This window comes from Algibacter pectinivorans (genome assembly GCF_900112595.1).
GTDB classification, from domain to species: Bacteria; Bacteroidota; Bacteroidia; order Flavobacteriales; family Flavobacteriaceae; genus Algibacter_B; species Algibacter_B pectinivorans.
This window is the reverse complement of record NZ_FOMI01000006.1, coordinates 152,494-170,151: the sequence shown is the minus strand read 5'-3', so window position 1 is coordinate 170,151 and position 17,658 is coordinate 152,494. Positions and strand designations below refer to the sequence as shown.

General features: G+C 35.0%; 15 protein-coding genes. 9 read left to right on the top strand and 6 right to left on the bottom strand.

Annotated elements, in window-relative coordinates; translation table 11 throughout:
- The first annotated feature begins 12 nt into the window (after positions 1-12).
- The 7 genes from BMY96_RS10630 to BMY96_RS10600 all read left to right on the top strand — a co-directional run bounded on the left by BMY96_RS10630 (position 13) and on the right by BMY96_RS10600 (position 6,696).
- Entirely contained in the window at positions 13-369 is a 357-nt protein-coding gene (locus BMY96_RS10630) for a four helix bundle protein (protein WP_092851958.1), read from the top strand.
- Positions 370-398: 29 nt separating this feature from the next.
- Complete coding sequence (locus BMY96_RS10625; RefSeq protein ID WP_092851956.1) at positions 399-1,595, top strand: acetyl-CoA C-acyltransferase; 1,197 nt, start codon at positions 399-401, stop codon at positions 1,593-1,595.
- A 37-nt stretch (positions 1,596-1,632) separates the two neighbouring features.
- On the top strand, positions 1,633-1,995 hold the full coding sequence (locus BMY96_RS10620; RefSeq protein WP_092851954.1) for a four helix bundle protein: 363 nt from the start codon (positions 1,633-1,635) through the stop codon (positions 1,993-1,995).
- A 41-nt stretch (positions 1,996-2,036) separates the two neighbouring features.
- Positions 2,037-3,845, top strand: coding sequence for an acyl-CoA dehydrogenase FadE (locus BMY96_RS10615; RefSeq protein ID WP_092851952.1), 1,809 nt, complete (start codon positions 2,037-2,039; stop codon positions 3,843-3,845).
- A gap of 98 nt (positions 3,846-3,943) precedes the next feature.
- Complete coding sequence (locus tag BMY96_RS10610; protein ID WP_092851950.1) at positions 3,944-4,414, top strand: DUF6265 family protein; 471 nt, start codon at positions 3,944-3,946, stop codon at positions 4,412-4,414.
- Between the two features lie 57 nt (positions 4,415-4,471).
- Positions 4,472-6,118 (top strand): M1 family metallopeptidase, encoded by a 1,647-nt coding sequence (locus BMY96_RS10605; protein WP_092851948.1) that lies wholly within the window; start codon positions 4,472-4,474, stop codon positions 6,116-6,118.
- 5 nt (positions 6,119-6,123) lie between these two features.
- Positions 6,124-6,696: a YdeI/OmpD-associated family protein gene (locus tag BMY96_RS10600; RefSeq protein ID WP_092851947.1), complete on the top strand. Its 573-nt coding sequence runs from the start codon at positions 6,124-6,126 to the stop codon at positions 6,694-6,696.
- Between the two features lie 4 nt (positions 6,697-6,700).
- Here BMY96_RS10600 and BMY96_RS10595 read toward each other — a convergent pair whose 3' ends face one another.
- The 6 genes from BMY96_RS10595 to BMY96_RS10570 all read right to left on the bottom strand — a co-directional run bounded on the left by BMY96_RS10595 (position 6,701) and on the right by BMY96_RS10570 (position 14,717).
- The gene (locus BMY96_RS10595) at positions 6,701-7,582 is read right to left on the bottom strand and encodes a carbohydrate kinase family protein (RefSeq protein WP_092851945.1); all 882 of its coding nucleotides are present in this window, start codon (positions 7,580-7,582) and stop codon (positions 6,701-6,703) included.
- Between the two features lie 12 nt (positions 7,583-7,594).
- On the bottom strand, positions 7,595-8,872 hold the full coding sequence (locus tag BMY96_RS10590; protein WP_092851944.1) for a glycosyltransferase: 1,278 nt from the start codon (positions 8,870-8,872) through the stop codon (positions 7,595-7,597).
- Between the two features lie 30 nt (positions 8,873-8,902).
- Positions 8,903-10,984, bottom strand: coding sequence for an HAD-IIB family hydrolase (locus BMY96_RS10585; protein ID WP_092851943.1), 2,082 nt, complete (start codon positions 10,982-10,984; stop codon positions 8,903-8,905).
- Between the two features lie 264 nt (positions 10,985-11,248).
- Positions 11,249-12,766, bottom strand: coding sequence for a MoxR family ATPase (locus BMY96_RS10580; protein ID WP_245750600.1), 1,518 nt, complete (start codon positions 12,764-12,766; stop codon positions 11,249-11,251).
- Between the two features lie 59 nt (positions 12,767-12,825).
- Positions 12,826-13,953 (bottom strand): vWA domain-containing protein, encoded by a 1,128-nt coding sequence (locus tag BMY96_RS10575; protein WP_092851942.1) that lies wholly within the window; start codon positions 13,951-13,953, stop codon positions 12,826-12,828.
- An 86-nt stretch (positions 13,954-14,039) separates the two neighbouring features.
- The gene (locus tag BMY96_RS10570; RefSeq protein ID WP_092851940.1) at positions 14,040-14,717 is read right to left on the bottom strand and encodes a Crp/Fnr family transcriptional regulator; all 678 of its coding nucleotides are present in this window, start codon (positions 14,715-14,717) and stop codon (positions 14,040-14,042) included.
- 110 nt (positions 14,718-14,827) lie between these two features.
- Here BMY96_RS10570 and BMY96_RS10565 point away from each other — a divergent pair, with 110 nt between their 5' ends.
- Complete coding sequence (locus BMY96_RS10565) at positions 14,828-17,248, top strand: heavy metal translocating P-type ATPase (protein WP_092851939.1); 2,421 nt, start codon at positions 14,828-14,830, stop codon at positions 17,246-17,248.
- A gap of 218 nt (positions 17,249-17,466) precedes the next feature.
- Positions 17,467-17,652: a cbb3-type cytochrome oxidase assembly protein CcoS gene (gene ccoS / locus BMY96_RS10560; protein WP_092851938.1), complete on the top strand. Its 186-nt coding sequence runs from the start codon at positions 17,467-17,469 to the stop codon at positions 17,650-17,652.
- Positions 17,653-17,658 lie beyond the last annotated feature (6 nt).

The window sequence follows — 17,658 nt, the reverse complement described above, 5'->3', positions numbered from 1 at the left end:
ACCTAAATAAAGATGCACAGATTTGAAGAGTTAAAAATATGGCAAAAAGCAATGGATATCACCGAGCACTGCTACAGAGCTACCGATAATTTTCCTAAAGAAGAAAAATACGGTTTAACATCTCAATTAAGACGAAGTGCAGTTTCTATTCCTTCAAATATTTCAGAAGGAGCTGGAAGAAATACTAATGGAGAGTTTAAACAATTCCTAGGAATTGCAAATGGTTCTTCATTTGAATTATTAACACAATTATATTTATCTAAAAGATTGAATTTAATAACAGAAGAAAAAGTAAGACCTATTATAGATGAAGTTTTAGAAGTAACAAAAATGAATTATTCACTTCAAAGAACGTTTAGCAAGTCTTAATACTTAATTCTAAAAATCTTAATACTACTATGAGCAAACAAGCTTACATCGTAAAAGCATATAGAACAGCAGTTGGTAAAGCACCAAAAGGCGTGTTCCGTTTTAAAAGAACAGATGAATTGGCAGCAGAAACCATCAAATATATGATGAAAGAATTGCCAGGTTTAGACCCAAAGCGTATCGACGATGTTATTGTTGGTAACGCTATGCCAGAAGGCGCACAAGGATTAAATATGGCGCGTTTAATCTCACTCATGGGATTAGAAGTTATTGATGTTCCTGGTGTTACCGTAAACCGCTTTTGTTCTTCAGGAGTTGAAACTATTGGTATGGCTACAGCAAAAATTCAAGCTGGAATGGCCGATTGTATTATAGCCGGTGGTGCAGAAAGCATGAGTAGCGTGCCTATGACAGGTTTTAAACCAGAACTGAATTATGATGCGATTGTAAAAGCAGGTCATGAAGATTATTATTGGGGCATGGGTAATACAGCCGAAGCTGTTGCAAAACAGTTTAATGTATCTCGTGAAGACCAAGATGAATTTGCATTTAATTCGCACATGAAAGCATTAAGAGCACAAGCTGAAAATCGTTTTCAAGATCAAATAGTACCTATTGAAATAGAGCAAACTTACATTGATGCAAACGGAAAGAAAGCAACAAAAACGTATACCGTAACTAAAGATGAAGGACCTCGTGCAGGAACCAGTAAAGAAGCCTTAGCAAAACTAAGAGCTGTATTTGCTGCTGGCGGAAGTGTAACAGCGGGTAATTCATCGCAAATGAGTGATGGCGCTGCCTTTGTAATGGTTATGAGTGAAGACATGGTTAAAGAACTAGGTTTAGAGCCAATTGCAAGAATGGTAAACTATGCTGCTGCAGGTGTTGAGCCTCGTATTATGGGTATCGGACCAGTAAAGGCTATTCCTAAAGCATTAAAACAAGCAGGATTAAAACAAGACGATTTAGCTCTTATTGAATTGAATGAAGCTTTTGCATCTCAGTCCTTAGCAGTAATTAGAGAGTTAAACCTTAACCCAGATATTATTAACGTAAATGGCGGTGCTATTGCGTTGGGGCATCCACTAGGATGTACTGGAGCTAAATTATCAGTACAGCTTTTTGACGAAATGCGTAAGCAAGACATGAAAGGTAAATATGGAGCAGTTACCATGTGTGTAGGAACAGGTCAAGGGGCTTGTGGAATATTCGAGTTTCTTAATTAACTAAGAAAAAAGAGCATAGAGTAAAGAAAAGAGACTGATGTGTGCTAAGCAAAGACATAACTATAAGAATTTAAAAATTTGGCAACTCGGATTGGAGATAACCAATGATATTTCAGACTTATTATTAAACTTTCCAAAACACGAAAGATACGATTTAAGTTCTCAAATCAGTAGGTGTTCTGTTTCAATGCCCAGTAATATAGCTGAAGGTTCATCTAGAACAGATAAATCTTTTAGTCATTTTCTAGATATAGCACTAGGCTCTTCTTTCGAATTAGGAACTCAATTATTAGTAGCACAACATAGACAATATTTAAATAACGAAACATTAAAAACACTTGAAGATAAAATAGAAGAATTCCAAAGAATGACGATGGGATTCCAAAATGGACTACGGTAGTCTATTTTCTATTTTCTTTCTTCTAAAAACTAATAAAAAATATGGAAGCAAATGAAAAAGACATCTTAAGAGGTGGTCAATTCTTAGTAAAAGAAACAAATTGTGAAGATGTGTTTACGCCTGAAGACTTTTCAGAAGAACAAACAATGATGAAGGAGTCCGTAATGGAATTTAATGATCGTGAAATTATTCCTCATAAAGCACGTTTCGAAGCTAAAGATTATGCTTTAACAGAAGACGTTATGCGTAAAGCTGGAGATATGGGCTTTTTAAGTGTTGCTGTTCCTGAAGCTTATGGTGGTATGGGAATGGGCTTTGTTTCTACCGTATTAACGTGCGATTATATTTCGTCTGGTACAGGTTCTTTTAGTACTGCTTTTGGTGCGCATACAGGAATTGGTACCATGCCAATTACCTTATACGGAACAGAGGAACAAAAACAAAAATATGTACCAAAATTAGCATCTGGCGAGTGGTTTGGAGCTTACTGTTTAACAGAGCCTGGAGCTGGATCTGATGCAAACTCTGGTAAAACAACTGCCGAACTTTCTGCAGATGGAAAATCATATAAAATTAACGGTCAAAAAATGTGGATCTCAAATGCAGGTTTCTGTAGTTTGATGATTGTTTTTGCCCGTATTGAAGACGATAAAAACATTACTGGGTTTATTGTAGAATATGATAGCGCAAACCCAAATGGCATTGTCTTAGGCGAAGAAGAGCATAAATTAGGTATTCGTGCATCTTCTACACGTCAAGTATTTTTTAACGATACAGTTGTACCTGCAGAAAATATGTTAGCAGGTCGTGGTGAAGGTTTTAAAATTGCAATGAACGCCCTTAACGTTGGTCGTATTAAATTAGCTGCTGCTTGTTTAGATTCGCAAAGACGCATCTTATCAACTGCTGTAAATTATGCTAATGAGCGCAAACAATTTAAAACACCAATAGCCAATTTTGGTGCCATTAAAACTAAACTCGCTGAAATGGCTGCTAGTGCCTATGCAGGTGAATCTGCAACGTATAGAGCTGCTAAAAACATTGAAGATAGAATTGCTCTTCGCGAAGCTGCTGGAAACTCGCATCAAGAAGCAGAGCTTAAAGGTGTAGAGGAATATGCTATTGAGTGTTCTATTTTAAAAGTTGCGGTATCTGAAGATGTACAAAACGCTGCAGATGAAGGCATCCAGATTTTTGGTGGTATGGGATTCTCTGAAGAAACTCCAATGGAATCTGCTTGGAGAGATGCTCGTATTGCTCGTATTTACGAAGGAACCAACGAAATTAATAGAATGTTAGCCGTTGGTATGTTAGTTAAAAAGGCTATGAAAGGACATGTTGATTTATTAGGTCCTGCGCAAGCCGTTCAAGAAGAACTAATGGGCATACCATCTTTTGATACTCCGGATTATTCTGAATTATTTTCGGAAGAAAAAGAAATGATTAAGAAGCTTAAAAAGACGTTCTTAATGGTTGCTGGAGGAGCGGTTCAAAAGTTTGGTCCAAAACTAGAAGATCACCAACAGTTATTAATTGCAGCTGCCGATATTTTAATAGAAATCTATATGGCAGAATCTGCAATTTTAAGAACAGAGAAAAACGTTAAACGTACTAGCGAAGCAGAGCAATCTGCCCAAATCGCTATGGCTAAATTATATTTATATCATGCCGTAGATATCGTTGAAGAAAAAGGAAAAGAAAGTATTATTTCTTTTGCTGAAGGCGACGAGCAACGTATGATGTTAATGGGTCTTAAACGTTTTACTAAATACGCAAACTACCCAGATATTGTAGATTTACGTATCGAGATAGCAGAAAAAGTTAAAGCAGAAAACAAATACTGTTTCTAACCATAGTATACCATAGAGTGACTAACTCAATTTTTAAAAAGCGCTTCGAAATTTATTTCGAGGCGTTTTTTTATTAATTTAGTTGAAAATCAAAAAAAATGAAATCAATTTTTATTGTGTGTTTATGCTTCTTCTCCTCTGCTATTCTTGCACAAGCAGATAAAATCCTAGAACCCAAACTAGAAAATATTGCGTGGATTGCAGGACATTGGAAAGGCGAAGCTTTTGGCGGTATTACCGAAGAAATATGGAGCGAACCATCGGGTGGTTCTATGATGGCTACCTTTAAGTTAATTAACGATGGTAGTGTTTCATTCTATGAAATTGAAATAATCAGAGAAATTGAAAACTCGTTAATACTTCAGCTAAAACATTTTAGTAATGATTTAAAAGGTTGGGAAACTAAAGATGAAACCATCGATTTTCCATTACAAAAAATCACCGCTTCTAAAGTTGTATTTGATGGCATGACTTTTGAAAAAGTAAACACTAACGAAATGAATGTTTATGTAGACATTCACCAAAAAGATGGATCTTTTGAAACGGTAAAATTCAATTATACCAAATAGAAAAATTAACAAACACTTAATAACCTTTTTATTTAAATTGCCAAAAACTAAAAATTGATGAAAAACACCTACTATATACTAATTATCTTTTTACTTTCACCTTTATTATATTTAAATGCTCAAGGATTACTTTCAGAAAACACAAATTTCACAAAACAAGATAGCTTAAGAGGCTCCATTACTCCAGAGCGCGAATGGTGGGATTTAACCTATTATCATCTAGACATAAAAGTAGACCCAGAAAACAAATTCATTTCTGGAAAAAACACCATTTCCTATAAAGTTTTAAAAAGCGATTCCATAATGCAAATTGATTTGCAATCGCCAATGAAGTTTTTAAAAGCGGTTCAAAACGGTAAAGAATTAAAAGTACGCCATGAAGGTAATGCGCATTTTATTTCATTAGTTATCAATCAAAACATCAATGACATTAACTCGGTCGAGGTCTATTATGAAGGTCATCCAAGGGAAGCTGTAAATGCACCATGGGATGGCGGGATTTCTTGGAAAAAAGATAAAAACGGTAAGGATTTTATTGCCTCGTCATGCCAAGGACTAGGCGCAAGTGTTTGGTGGCCTTGTAAAGACCACATGTATGATGAAGTAGAAGGCATGAAAATAAGTGTAAACGTACCTAGCCATTTAACCAATGTATCGAATGGAAGGCTAATACTAGTAGAACGTATTGGCGACACTAAAACATTCCATTGGGAAGTAAAAAGTCCAATAAATAACTACGGCGTAAATATTAATATTGGCGATTACGCTAATTTTTCTGAAGTTTATGATGGCCAAGGCGGAAATTTAGACCTTGATTATTATGTGCTTAGCTACAACCTAGAAAAAGCTAAAGAACAATTTAAACAAGTACCTATGATGCTTAAAGCATTCGAGCATTGGTTTGGTCAATACCCATTTTACAGAGATAGTTTTAAGCTTGTTGAAGCACCGTATTTAGGTATGGAGCACCAAAGTTCGGTTACCTATGGTAATGGCTACCAAAACGGCTATTTGGGTAACGATTTGTCGAGAACAGGTTGGGGTTTAAAGTTCGACTTTATAATTATACATGAATCCGGGCATGAGTGGTTTGCCAATAATATTACCAATAAAGACATAGCCGATATGTGGATACATGAAAGCTTTACCGCATATTCCGAAAGCTTGTATTTAGATTATCATTTTGGAAAAGAGGCCGGAGCAGAATATGTTATTGGCACCCGAGCTAATATTCAAAATGACAGCCCTTTGATTGGGCAGTATAATGTTAATAATGAAGGCTCTGGCGACATGTATTACAAAGGAGCAAATATGCTGCATACGCTAAGACAACTTATAAAAGATGACGAAGTTTGGAGAAAAATTTTGCGTAAAATGAATGTGAAATTTTATCATCAAACGGTAACAACACAACAGATAGAAAACTTTTTATCTTATGAAACAACTATAGATTTATCTGCTTTTTTTAATCAATATTTAAGAACCACAAAAATTCCGGTTTTAGAATATTCAATAAATAAGAAAGTTTTAAAATACCGATGGACTAATTGCGTTGAAGGTTTCGAAATGCCTATTCAAGTTAAAATTAATGATGAAGACCAATGGATTTCACCTAAAGCTGAATGGAATACTTTAACTTTAGATTCTAAAATAGATAATGTAGAAGTGGATATTGATTTTTATGTTGAAAGCAAAAAGATATAATCCTTTTGGAAACACCAGAACTCTATTTTAAAACTGATACCGAATGGCGCACATGGCTTCATAAAAACCATGATTGCTCTAATGGTGTTTACCTCATCTTTTATAAGGTTGAAAATATAGAGCCTTCAATGCGCTGGGAAGAAGCTGTAAAAGTGGCTTTGTGTTTTGGTTGGATAGATTCTACTGTTAAAAGTTTAGGTAATGGAAAGCGCAGGCAATACTTTTGTAAACGGAACCCTAAAAGCGTTTGGAGCGCATTAAATAAAACATACATAAAAGAGCTTACCAGTAATGGTTTAATGCATGAAGCTGGCCTTGAAATTATAAAAATTGGAAAGCAAAATGGGAGTTGGACGGCTTTAGATGCTGTTGAAAAAGGCATTATTCCGCAGATTTTAAAAGATGCTTTTAATGAAAATCCTAGTGCTTATAAGAACTTTAAAAACTTTGCCCCTTCTTACAGAAAAAGTTATTTGTATTGGTTAAATCAAGCCAAACGCGAAGCGACTAAAAAAAAGCGCATCACTCAAATAATCGAGTTATGCGCTAATAATATTAAAAGTCGAGATACACGATAATATTTTACAAATTTAAAAATACATCAATCATAGGTTTTGAAATTTTAGGATTAGCCCCTTCACTCTGTGCTACCAAAGCCCCAACTGCACAAGCATAATCTATGGCTTCTTGAGGATTAATTTTATTAAGTAATTGGCTAACTAATGTACCCAAAAAAGAATCGCCCGCCCCAACGGTATCCACTACTTTAATGCGATAACCACTATTATAGTAAAGTAAACCATCATATAACAAAACGGCACCATGTGCGCCTTTAGTAACACAAAGCCGTTTAGTGTTTGTTGTTTTTGCAATGTAATGTATGTTTTGCTCTAAGGAATTAGATTTTGAACCTAAAAACCCACTCACTTCATATAACTCATCATCGTTAAGCTTAATAAAATTGGCCTTTTCCATTAAAAAAACCAAAGTCTCTTTGGTATAGTGAGGTGGTCTTAAATTAAGATCGAAAATTTTATAGTTGGCATATTCTAGAAGCTCAAATAAGGTCTGTTTTGAAGTATCATCTCGTGTTATTAAACTTCCAAACACCAAGGCATCGGAAGTTTTTACCGTTTCAATTAAGCTATCTTTCAATTCTATTTTATCCCAAGAACTTGGATATTCAATGATGTAGGATGCAGAACCTTTTTCATCTAGAACAACTTTAACCTCTCCCGTTTTATAATCATCCAGGACTTGTATACCATCCGTATTAATGCCATTTTCCTTTAAATATCTTAGTAATTCTTTACCAAGATTATCATTACCAATGGCACTAATCATGGCAACGTCGTTATTAAATGATTTTGCCCTAAGTGCCACATTTAATGGTGCGCCTCCTATTTTCTTATGAGTAGGAAAAACATCCCAAAGAATTTCTCCAAAACAAACTATTTTAGACATGTATTGGTGGTATTAATAAATATTAGATTCCATAGTTCGCTGATTAATAGAGCTTCTAAACACCTCTAACATACGTTTGGCAATACCGGTCCAACCAAAATTACGACGTGCAAAACGTGCACCTTCAACCGATAATTCATTTCTTAATTTAGGATATAAAAGCGGCATAGCCATCATAGCACCAAATTCTTTTGGGCGATGCGGGTCTGCAAATAGTCCTTGGTTTCCAAAATCTATTAAGTCGCATAAACCTCCATGAACCGTTATTATACTTGGCGTTCCACAGGCCATAGCTTCAATAGCAACCATTCCAAAAGGCTCGTATCTAGAAGGCATAACAAAAATATTAGCCGACCTATAAACGTTTGCTAAATCTTCGTCGGCAATGTAGTTTTTCCATGATATTTTATCGGCAATACCTAACTCTTCGGCCAACTTTTTGAGTTTTTCAATACCTTGATTATCTTGATCGGATTGATCGCCACCAATAGCTGCTACTAAACGCGCCTCGGGACATAACTCGAACACCGTTGGTAAGGCATGAAACAATAAATCGTAACCTTTATTATGCGCCATTCTACCTAATGCCAAAATATCTGTAGGTTGAATATCGTACTTGGCTCGTATTCTATCGTTTTCTTTAGATGGTACTGGAAAAAAGCGGTTTTCGTCAATTCCAGGAGGAATCATACCACAATTTTTTGGCAGAACATCGTATTGTTTAGTCAATAAATCGACTTGAGGAAGCGTTGTAGCAATAACATAATTACACATTTGATACACAAAGTATTCCTTTCTAATACGCTCTTTAAAACGGTACGTTTTCTCCATTTCCTTTTCTTCCATATCGCTACCCATACTATGTTGTTTCCACCAACCCAATGAGTGTGGCGTATGTACATGGGAAATACCCAACTCTTCGGCTATTTTTTGGCCTGCCCAACCTGCATCCCAGTAATGCGAATACACAACATCGTACTTTTTACGTTCCTTTTTAATGGCTGCTAAGGCATTGGTGACAAACTTTTTAAGGTGGTCGTGCATATCTTCTTTCCGAATAAACTTTTTACCGCCAAAAGGAATTCGCCATACGCTGTAATTTTCGTCTACATGATCGTATTCTGGCTGATCTTCAAATTGTCGAGTCATTAAATCGACTCTTTTTCCTAGTCTGCTAAAACGCTCAGCAAGTTCTAAAACATATACTACTTGTCCGCCTGTATCTGGTTTTCCTAATTCTGCATGTGCTCCAACATACCCGTGTAAAGAGATCATCAATATCGATTTCATAGTGTTTTGTTTTAGTTGTTATATTAATTATTATATTATTTTTAAATCATGACAAGCAGAAATGTATTGCGCTGCAGACCATGCTTGGTAAGCTTTCCCCATGGGTTTTCCGGTGGTTCCATGTGCCCACTCTGTAAACTCCCACTCTACATTTATACCTTCTTTATTTATTAAAGCGAGTTTATGTAATTCGGCTATGGCTATATCTCTAAACCCTAACTTGTTTACAAACTTTACCCAAAAACCACCCACAAAAGGCCAAATACCACCATTATGGTAATGGTTTGGTAGGTTTAATAAATTAACGGTGTAATATGGTCTCCAATCGGGATCGCCGGGGCTTACCACAGGATATACATTGGCTACAGGAAAAGGATCGTTAACCCCAACACCCCACATAAATTTAAAGGTTTGATGTGCTTTTTCGGCATCGATAGTACCATGTAAAAAGGCTAATATATTTCCTAAGGTATCGCAGCGCCAACTAAAATCGAAAGGGGTTGTTTGCGCGATTAAATATGAGGTATCTCCTAATGTAAATTGCTTTTCGGCAAAAGAAACCGATTGAAATAATTGCTGTTGTGTAGACGGCCAGAAGTTTTGTAATATTTCCTTTTTAATAACCTGCGACCATCTTATATGCTCTCCAGCTTCTTCATGATCGCCTAACATTTCCATCATACGACCAAAACAAACATTAGCACGGTACCATAAAATTTCATCGTAAAGAATATTATAACTTCTACCAAATAAATCGGTCCAGTCGCCTGCTTCAGGAATTTCTAGTAAAGCATCATTATTACTATCGTGCGCTCCTAACCAACGCATCGTTTCTTTAATATCGGATATATGTGTTCTTAAAAATTCAATATCTTTAGTTTCGTTTACATATTCGTAAAAAGCAATAACCACCCAAATACCACTATCAATAGAGCAGATACCGCCAACCCCAGAATAATCTGGGATATTATCTTTAATACGCACATTTGAAGGTATTTGACCGTTTCGTGAAATATGCTCAAACAAAGTTAAAAGTGTTTGTCTTGCACATTTGTGAATGTCTTCGTGTTTATGGATTAAAGGTAAGGCTCCAATTACCGTTATGGCACCATCTCTTGCCCAAACGCTATAATAATTCTCGTCTGTACCATGAGCCACATTATCTTTTATAGAACAAGCCGAAAAACCTAAAGGTGTAATATTCTTTTTTAAGGCTAAAACAGCTTTTTCGTAACCTTCGCGAATTAAAGCTACTTTCTCATCGGCATCCTCGGCGGCTAAACTTTCTGATTCTTGTTTTATAAAGAAATCGTCTTTATGGTCGATATTAATATCTTTAATTGCCGCATTAGGTAAAATACCATAATAAACCAAACCTTCAATAATACCATCACTCTTTTCTTTTTCGGTGTGATAAACCTGTCTGTGTTTTGTGTATTGATATAACTCTTCATGCGCATTTGCCACTACAATACCTTTAACGTCTGGTAAATCGAACATAGCAGAATCGTTACCACTATCGCCTGCTACTAAAACAGACTCTGGTTTTATATCTAACTTTTTAGTTAACCATTGTAGGGCGTTGCCTTTGTTAGCAAATTTTGGAAGTATATCTAAATACTTATCTCCAGAATACACGACATTAATACTCATGTTCGCATTTTCGAAATCTTTTTCTACGCTAGTAATAAGTTCTGGACTAGCATTATGAAAGAAATAACTTCTTTTATAAGCATGCTGAAACTTTGTAGGCTGATCGCTAATAGGATGATCTATCTTTTGAATTAGATCTTCAACAGCTTTTAAATCCCAACCATCATCAAGTATATTATTAAATTCTTTAACAATGCGTTTGTCCTTATAATTATAAATGTGAGTACCAACACCCGAAATAATATAATCTGGCTCTGGAAGGGTGCCTTTGCTAATTAAATTAAGTACATCGTCAATTAAACGCCCTGTGTTATAAGTTAAAACCACATCTTTAGGTTTATACTTTTTCCAGGCTTTTCGAAAATTACTTTTATGGGTATGAAAGTCTATTAATGTATTATCAATATCGAAAGAAAGGAAGTTAATTTCTGGCTTATTTTTGTCTTTAATTTTGCTCATATAATAAATCTAAAAATTTCACTTTTTTAATGCTTTTTACTTCATTTTGGTAGAAATTACTAGATTTTTGATACAAAACCAAGAAAAACAGGCTAATTTTAGACAATATTCTACTTGTGATAATTAGCAAGCCGTACTTTAAGAAATATGAAAAATAGAACAAACCATTTTACACATTTGATAATGTCATTAAAATTAAAATGCTGTAAAAGAAAATAAATTCCTATTACAGCATTTTTAAAATTTAGCACATGTTTTAAGCCATTAAATATCGCTTATAAAACTGCCATAAGGATCTTTAAATTGAATACCTTCGGTAAACCTATGCTTACTTAATAGTTTGTACTCAACCAATGCCCAAAGCACAAATTCTTTAATAAAGCAAGCCTCTTCTTTTGTTGTGTTTGGCTGAAACTCTGCAATAAGGTCTTGTAAAGGTGAAATACCGTTTAGTAATGCCTCATATTCCTTGTCTCTTAAATCGTCTAGTAACTCGAAGCCTTCTTTTAAATTAAAGAACCAAGATACAATATCATCATACGGGCCTTCTTCGTCTTGCTTTTGCAGTTTCCCTATTTTAGGAAAAAGATTAGAAAATAAAGTTTTTACAGCCTCACCAATTAAATTATAAGCTACGGCAGCTGCTCCCTCCTGCTCGCCTTCATAAACCAACTCTACTTTTCCCGTTATGGCTGGAATTATGCCTACAAAATCTGACAGCCTTAATGTTGTCCTATCATCTCCATTTATTAAGGCACGTCTTTCTGCTGTACTCAATAAGTTTTCTAAAGCGGTTATACTTAATCGTGCACTTACTCCACTTTTGGCATCGATAAACTCGCTCTCTCTAGCTTCGAACACAATTTGCTCAAGTAAATCTCTTGCTAAATCTGGAACTATAACGGTTTTATTTTGACCTTCAACTATTTTTGCTTCTTGTCGCGTAATGCGTCTTGCAGTTTCAATATCTGCTGGATAATGCGTTAAAATTTGCGACCCAATTCTATCTTTTAAAGGCGTTACAATACTTCCTCTGTTAGTATAATCTTCGGGGTTTGCCGTAAACAAAAATTGCATATCTAAAGGTAACCTCAACTTAAAGCCTCTAATTTGAATATCGCCTTCTTGTAAAATATTAAAAAGTGCCACTTGAATTCTGGCTTGTAAATCTGGCAACTCGTTAATTACAAATATGCATCGATTTGCTCTAGGAATCATCCCGTAATGAATAACACGATCGTCGGCATAACTTAGTTTTAAATTGGCCGCTTTAATAGGATCGACATCTCCAATAATATCGGCTACAGTTACATCTGGAGTAGCCAATTTTTCGGCAAAACGCTCGCTACGGTGTAACCATGTTATTGGGGTGTTATCGCCTTTGTCCTTAATTAACTCAACGGCATATCGCGAAATGGGGTTTAAAGGATCGTCATTTATCTCGGAACCAGCTACAACCGGAATATATTCATCTAATAAATTTAGCATTAAACGAGCCAAACGTGTTTTTGCCTGACCTCTTAAACCCAACAGGTTAATATTGTGCCTAGATAAAATAGCACGTTCCAGTTCTGGAATTACGGTATTTTCGTAGCCATGGACACCTTCAAACGTAGTTTCTTTATTCTTTATTTTAGTAATTAGATTATCTCTTAATTCATCTTTTATAGATTTTGATTGATAACCCGATGCTTTTAATTCGCCAAGTGTTGACAGCCTCTCCGTACCCCTCTCCGAAGGAGCGGGAACTGTTGCCTGCTTACTCTTATCTGTAATTTTCATATATGCTAATTTTTTATTGTTTTAGTATTCCTCCCCCTTTGGAGAGGTTAGGTGGGGCGTTACCCCTTAATTCTTTTTTTCCTATTGGTTTCGTAATCTTCAAAAATCATTTCTCCCAATCCTTTAAGCCCTGTATAAAATGCTTTCCCTTGGTTGGCATAGGTAAACTCCCGTACAAACTGCATTAAATAACTATCTTGAGCTATCATAAATGTTGTAATTGGAATGTGTAGTTTTCTGGCTTGTTGAGCCATCATATAACACTTGTTTACGATATGAGAATCTAAACCATTGCTGTTTTTATAATATTGGCCATCTGGTAAACGTAAACAACTAGGTTTACCATCGGTTATCATAAAGATTTGTTTGTTTGTATTTCGTTTTCTGCGTAATAAGTCCATTGCTAATTGCAAACCAGCTACGGTATTAGTATGATAAGGCCCAACCTTTAAATAAGGTAAATCCTTTATTTCAATTTGCCACGCATCGTTACCGAAAACTAAAATTTCTAAGGTGTCTTTAGGGTATCTTGTGGTTATTAATTCGGCCAAAGCCATAGCTACTTTTTTAGCCGGTGTAATTCTATCTTCGCCATATAGAATCATACTATGGCTAATATCAATCATTAAAACGGTACTCATTTGAGCCTTGTGAAGCGTTTCTTCAACTACCAAATCGTCTTCAGATAATGTAAAATCGCCAATACCTTGATTAATTTGGGCATTTTTTAAGCTTTCGGTCATAGAAACCTTATCTAAAGCATCGCCAAATTGATAATTTCTAAAATCGCCAGTATGCTCATCTCCAACACCTTGTCCTTTACTTTTATGGTTACCTTGTCCGCTACGTTTAATTTTCCCGAAAATATGGTCTAAAGCTTGCTGCCTGATGGCGCGTTCTGTTTTGGCAGTTATAGCTAAAGCACCATTTCCGTCAGGATCAATTTCTTCACGCAAATAGCCTTTTAGTTTTAAATCTTCAATAAAATCGTCTATAGTGTACTCTGGTGTAGTAAGCTTGTACTCTTTATCCAATTCGCGAAGCCAATCGATAGCCTCGTCAAAATCGCCAGATGTATGGGTAATTAACTCTTTGAAAATTTCAAAAAGTTTATCGAATGGCGATTGGAAAGGTGCTTCATATTTTTTAAATACAAAACCTTTTCTGTAATTTATATTGTTTTTCATAGCTCTATAAAAATACTATATTTTTACAGGACATTAAAAACTAAATTTAGTTTTATACTTAATTTAACAAGAATTAGTCTTGCCTATTATTCTACCCGACTTAAACCATTAAGGTCTTCGATCTTAATAAATTTACCAACGGTAGTAATTAAACCCTCTTTTTTAAATTGAGAAAGTACACGAATTGCAGATTCTGTGGCTGTACCAACAATACTTGCATAATCTTCGCGCGATAAAAGCACACTTAATGTCCCGTCTGGGTTTACGCCAAAATTATTATGTATATAAATTAAAGTTTCTGCTAAACGTTGCTTAACCGACTTTTGAGCCATGTTTACTATAATATCGTCGGCTTCCTTTAAATCGTGAGCCATATCTTGTAACACATCAAACGAAAATTTAGGGTTCTTTTGAAGGTCTGCAATGATTTCACTTTTGGGTATAAAACAAACTTCCATATCGTTTAAGGCAACGGCTTGCAAATTTGAGCTCTCGTTGCTAATTAAAGAACGTTGCCCTAATAATTGTCCTTTAACAACCATTTTTACAATTTGATCTTTACCATTTTCGCTAAGTTTAGATAGTTTACAAACACCATCCTTAACGCAATATACACCATTTAAGGTATCGCCTTCTTCAAAAATAACTTCGCCTTTTTTTATAGTTTTAGAGGTTTTACATGAAGAAATACGCATTAACTCATCTTTGGTTAACGATTTTAAAGAATTAAACTGCTTAATAATACATTGCTCGCACTTACCCATACCACTTTTTATTATAATAGTTGTGTAAAAATAAATAAATCATGACTAATATCATATTTTATTTTTTTCTTAATAGCAACCTTTGCCATAGGTATAAATGAGCAAATATTATGGAGCATAAAACATGTTACCATTGTGGATTAGATTCTACAACTACTGAGATTATATATGATAATAAATCGTTTTGTTGTAACGGCTGTAAAACGGTGTACGAGATATTCTCGGTAAACGATTTAACGTGTTACTACGATTTACAGAATGCTCCAGGTGCTACGCCCAAAGAAATTGAGGGCAAATACAATTTTCTAGACAATGCCAAAATTGTTGAAAATTTATTAGAATTTAACGACGAGAACACTCAAATAGTTACACTATACATTCCGCATATTCATTGTAGCTCTTGTATTTGGGTACTCGAAAATTTAAACAAACTACATCCCTCCATCAGCTCATCTATTGTAAATTTTGGAAAGAAAACAGTACGTGTAAACTACCATACCAACAATTTTAGCATTAAGGATTTAGTAAAACTTTTAAGCAGTATTGGCTACGAGCCTTTTATTAGTTTGGACGACTATAGTGTTGGTAAGAAAAATGTAGACCGATCGCTTATTTATAAACTTGGCGTTGCTGGATTTGCTTTTGGTAATATTATGTTTTTGTCGTTTCCGGAGTATTTTGAATCTACAGAATATTGGTTGGAACAATATAAGCCATTATTTAGGTGGCTCATGTTTTCATTTTCGCTTCCTGTTGTTTTTTATTGTGCTCAAGATTATTTTATTTCGGCTTACAAAGGTTTAAAATCTAAAATTTTAAATATTGATGTTCCCATAGCCTTAGGTGTTACGGTTTTATTTTTAAGAAGTACTGCCGAAATAGTTTTAGATATAGGTACCGGTTTTTTTGATAGTTTAGCTGGCCTTGTTTTCTTTTTATTACTGGGTAAATTTTTTCAACAGAAAACCTATAACTTTTTGTCTTTTGAAAGGGATTACAAATCGTATTTCCCTATTGGAATTACTAAAATTTCTTCTGATAACTCGGAGACATCCATTCAGGTTTATGATATTAAAAAAGGCGACCGACTTTTAATTAGAAATGAGGAGCTAATACCTGTAGATTGTATTTTAATTAAAGGGAAAGCAAAAATTGATTATAGTTTTGTTACTGGCGAATCTGAAACGGTATCCAAACAATCTGGCGACAAGCTTTTTGCAGGAGGAAAACAACTAAACGGTAGCATTGAGGTAGACGTTTTAAAAACTGTAGAGCAAAGTTATTTAACCCAATTATGGAGTAATGATGTTTTTAACAAAAACAAAGAAGACAGTTTTACAAACCTAACCAACGCTATTAGTAAAAAGTTTACCATTGCCATATTATCTATTGCATTTCTTGCCACAGGATATTGGCTATTTACCGACTCTACAAAAGCACTAAATGTATTTACAGCGGTACTTATTATTGCCTGTCCTTGTGCCATTGCTTTGGCAGCACCGTTTACTTTTGGCAATATGCTACGTATTTTTGGTAAGCAAAAGTTTTATGCTAAAAACGCTTCGGTAATTGAACAATTAGCAGCTATAGATACCATTATTTTTGATAAAACAGGAACCATTACGGCTAATAAGCAAACTACAATTGAGTATGATGGTTTTGAACTTTCTGGTACCGAAGAATCCTTATTAAAAAGTACTTTACGGAACTCGAACCATCCATTAAGCCGGTCGTTGTATGCCATTTTAGAAGAAAACAACATTGTACCTGTTGATGATTATGAGGAACATATTGGCCAAGGCATTTCTGCAAAACATGAGCAAAACTCTATAAAAATAGGATCTGCACCTTATGTGGGTCACGCTCTTGAAACGGCTACTTTAAACACCGCTGTACATATTAGCACGAACAACCAATACAAAGGGAAATTTACGTTTTATAACAAATACAGAAAAGGCCTATCGAAGTTATTTAAAATTTTAAAAAAGGATTACGACTTGGTTATTTTATCGGGCGATAATGCTGGCGAAAGAGAGAATTTAACCAAGCTTTTACCAGCCAAAACAAAACTACTTTTTAACCAAAAGCCTGATGATAAATTAGAATACATAAAACACCACCAAAATTCTGGTTCCAAGGTATTAATGATTGGCGACGGATTGAATGATGCAGGCGCTTTGGCACAAAGTAATGTTGGCATTGCCATTTCGGAGAATGTTAATGTGTTTTCGCCGGCATGTGATGCAATTTTAGACGCCACTAAGTTTAATAAATTATATGATTTTATTAAGGCTTCTAAATCGGCTATAAAAATTATAAAATGGAGTTTTCTGTTTTCATTTATCTATAACCTTATTGGATTATATTTTGCTGTAACGGGGCAATTAGCACCTGTTATTGCTGCTATTTTAATGCCGTTGAGTTCTATTAGTATTGTGGTATTTACAACGATTTGCACCAATATAGTTGCCCCACCTAGCCTCCCCATAGGGGAGGAACACGCAAAGTCTGAAAACGATTTACATGAGTGAGAACGTATCAATTTCCTCCCCTATGGGGCTAAGTGCGGCTTTTTGCGTTAGGGATTGAAGAGGAAAGCCCACAGCCCGACGCAGGAGGTGCGAGGACTTGTAACGGAAAGCCCGACCTCTTTTTTGAGGTAACGCCCAAATAAAATGATGAAACATGATAAATATCATCTTTTAAAAAACAGTATAAAAGTACTTTTGAACCATAACTTCTAATAGGTATGAGTGTTATATATATTTTACTTGCGGTAAGCATTGTAGTGGCCATATGTTTTTTTATAGCCTTTGTAATTGCTGTTAAAAAAGGACAGTTTGACGATAGTTACACGCCCTCTGTACGCATGTTATTTGAAGACGAATTAATTAAAAACAAAACAGAAAAAACAGTACTAACCAAAAAAGATTAATTGTAA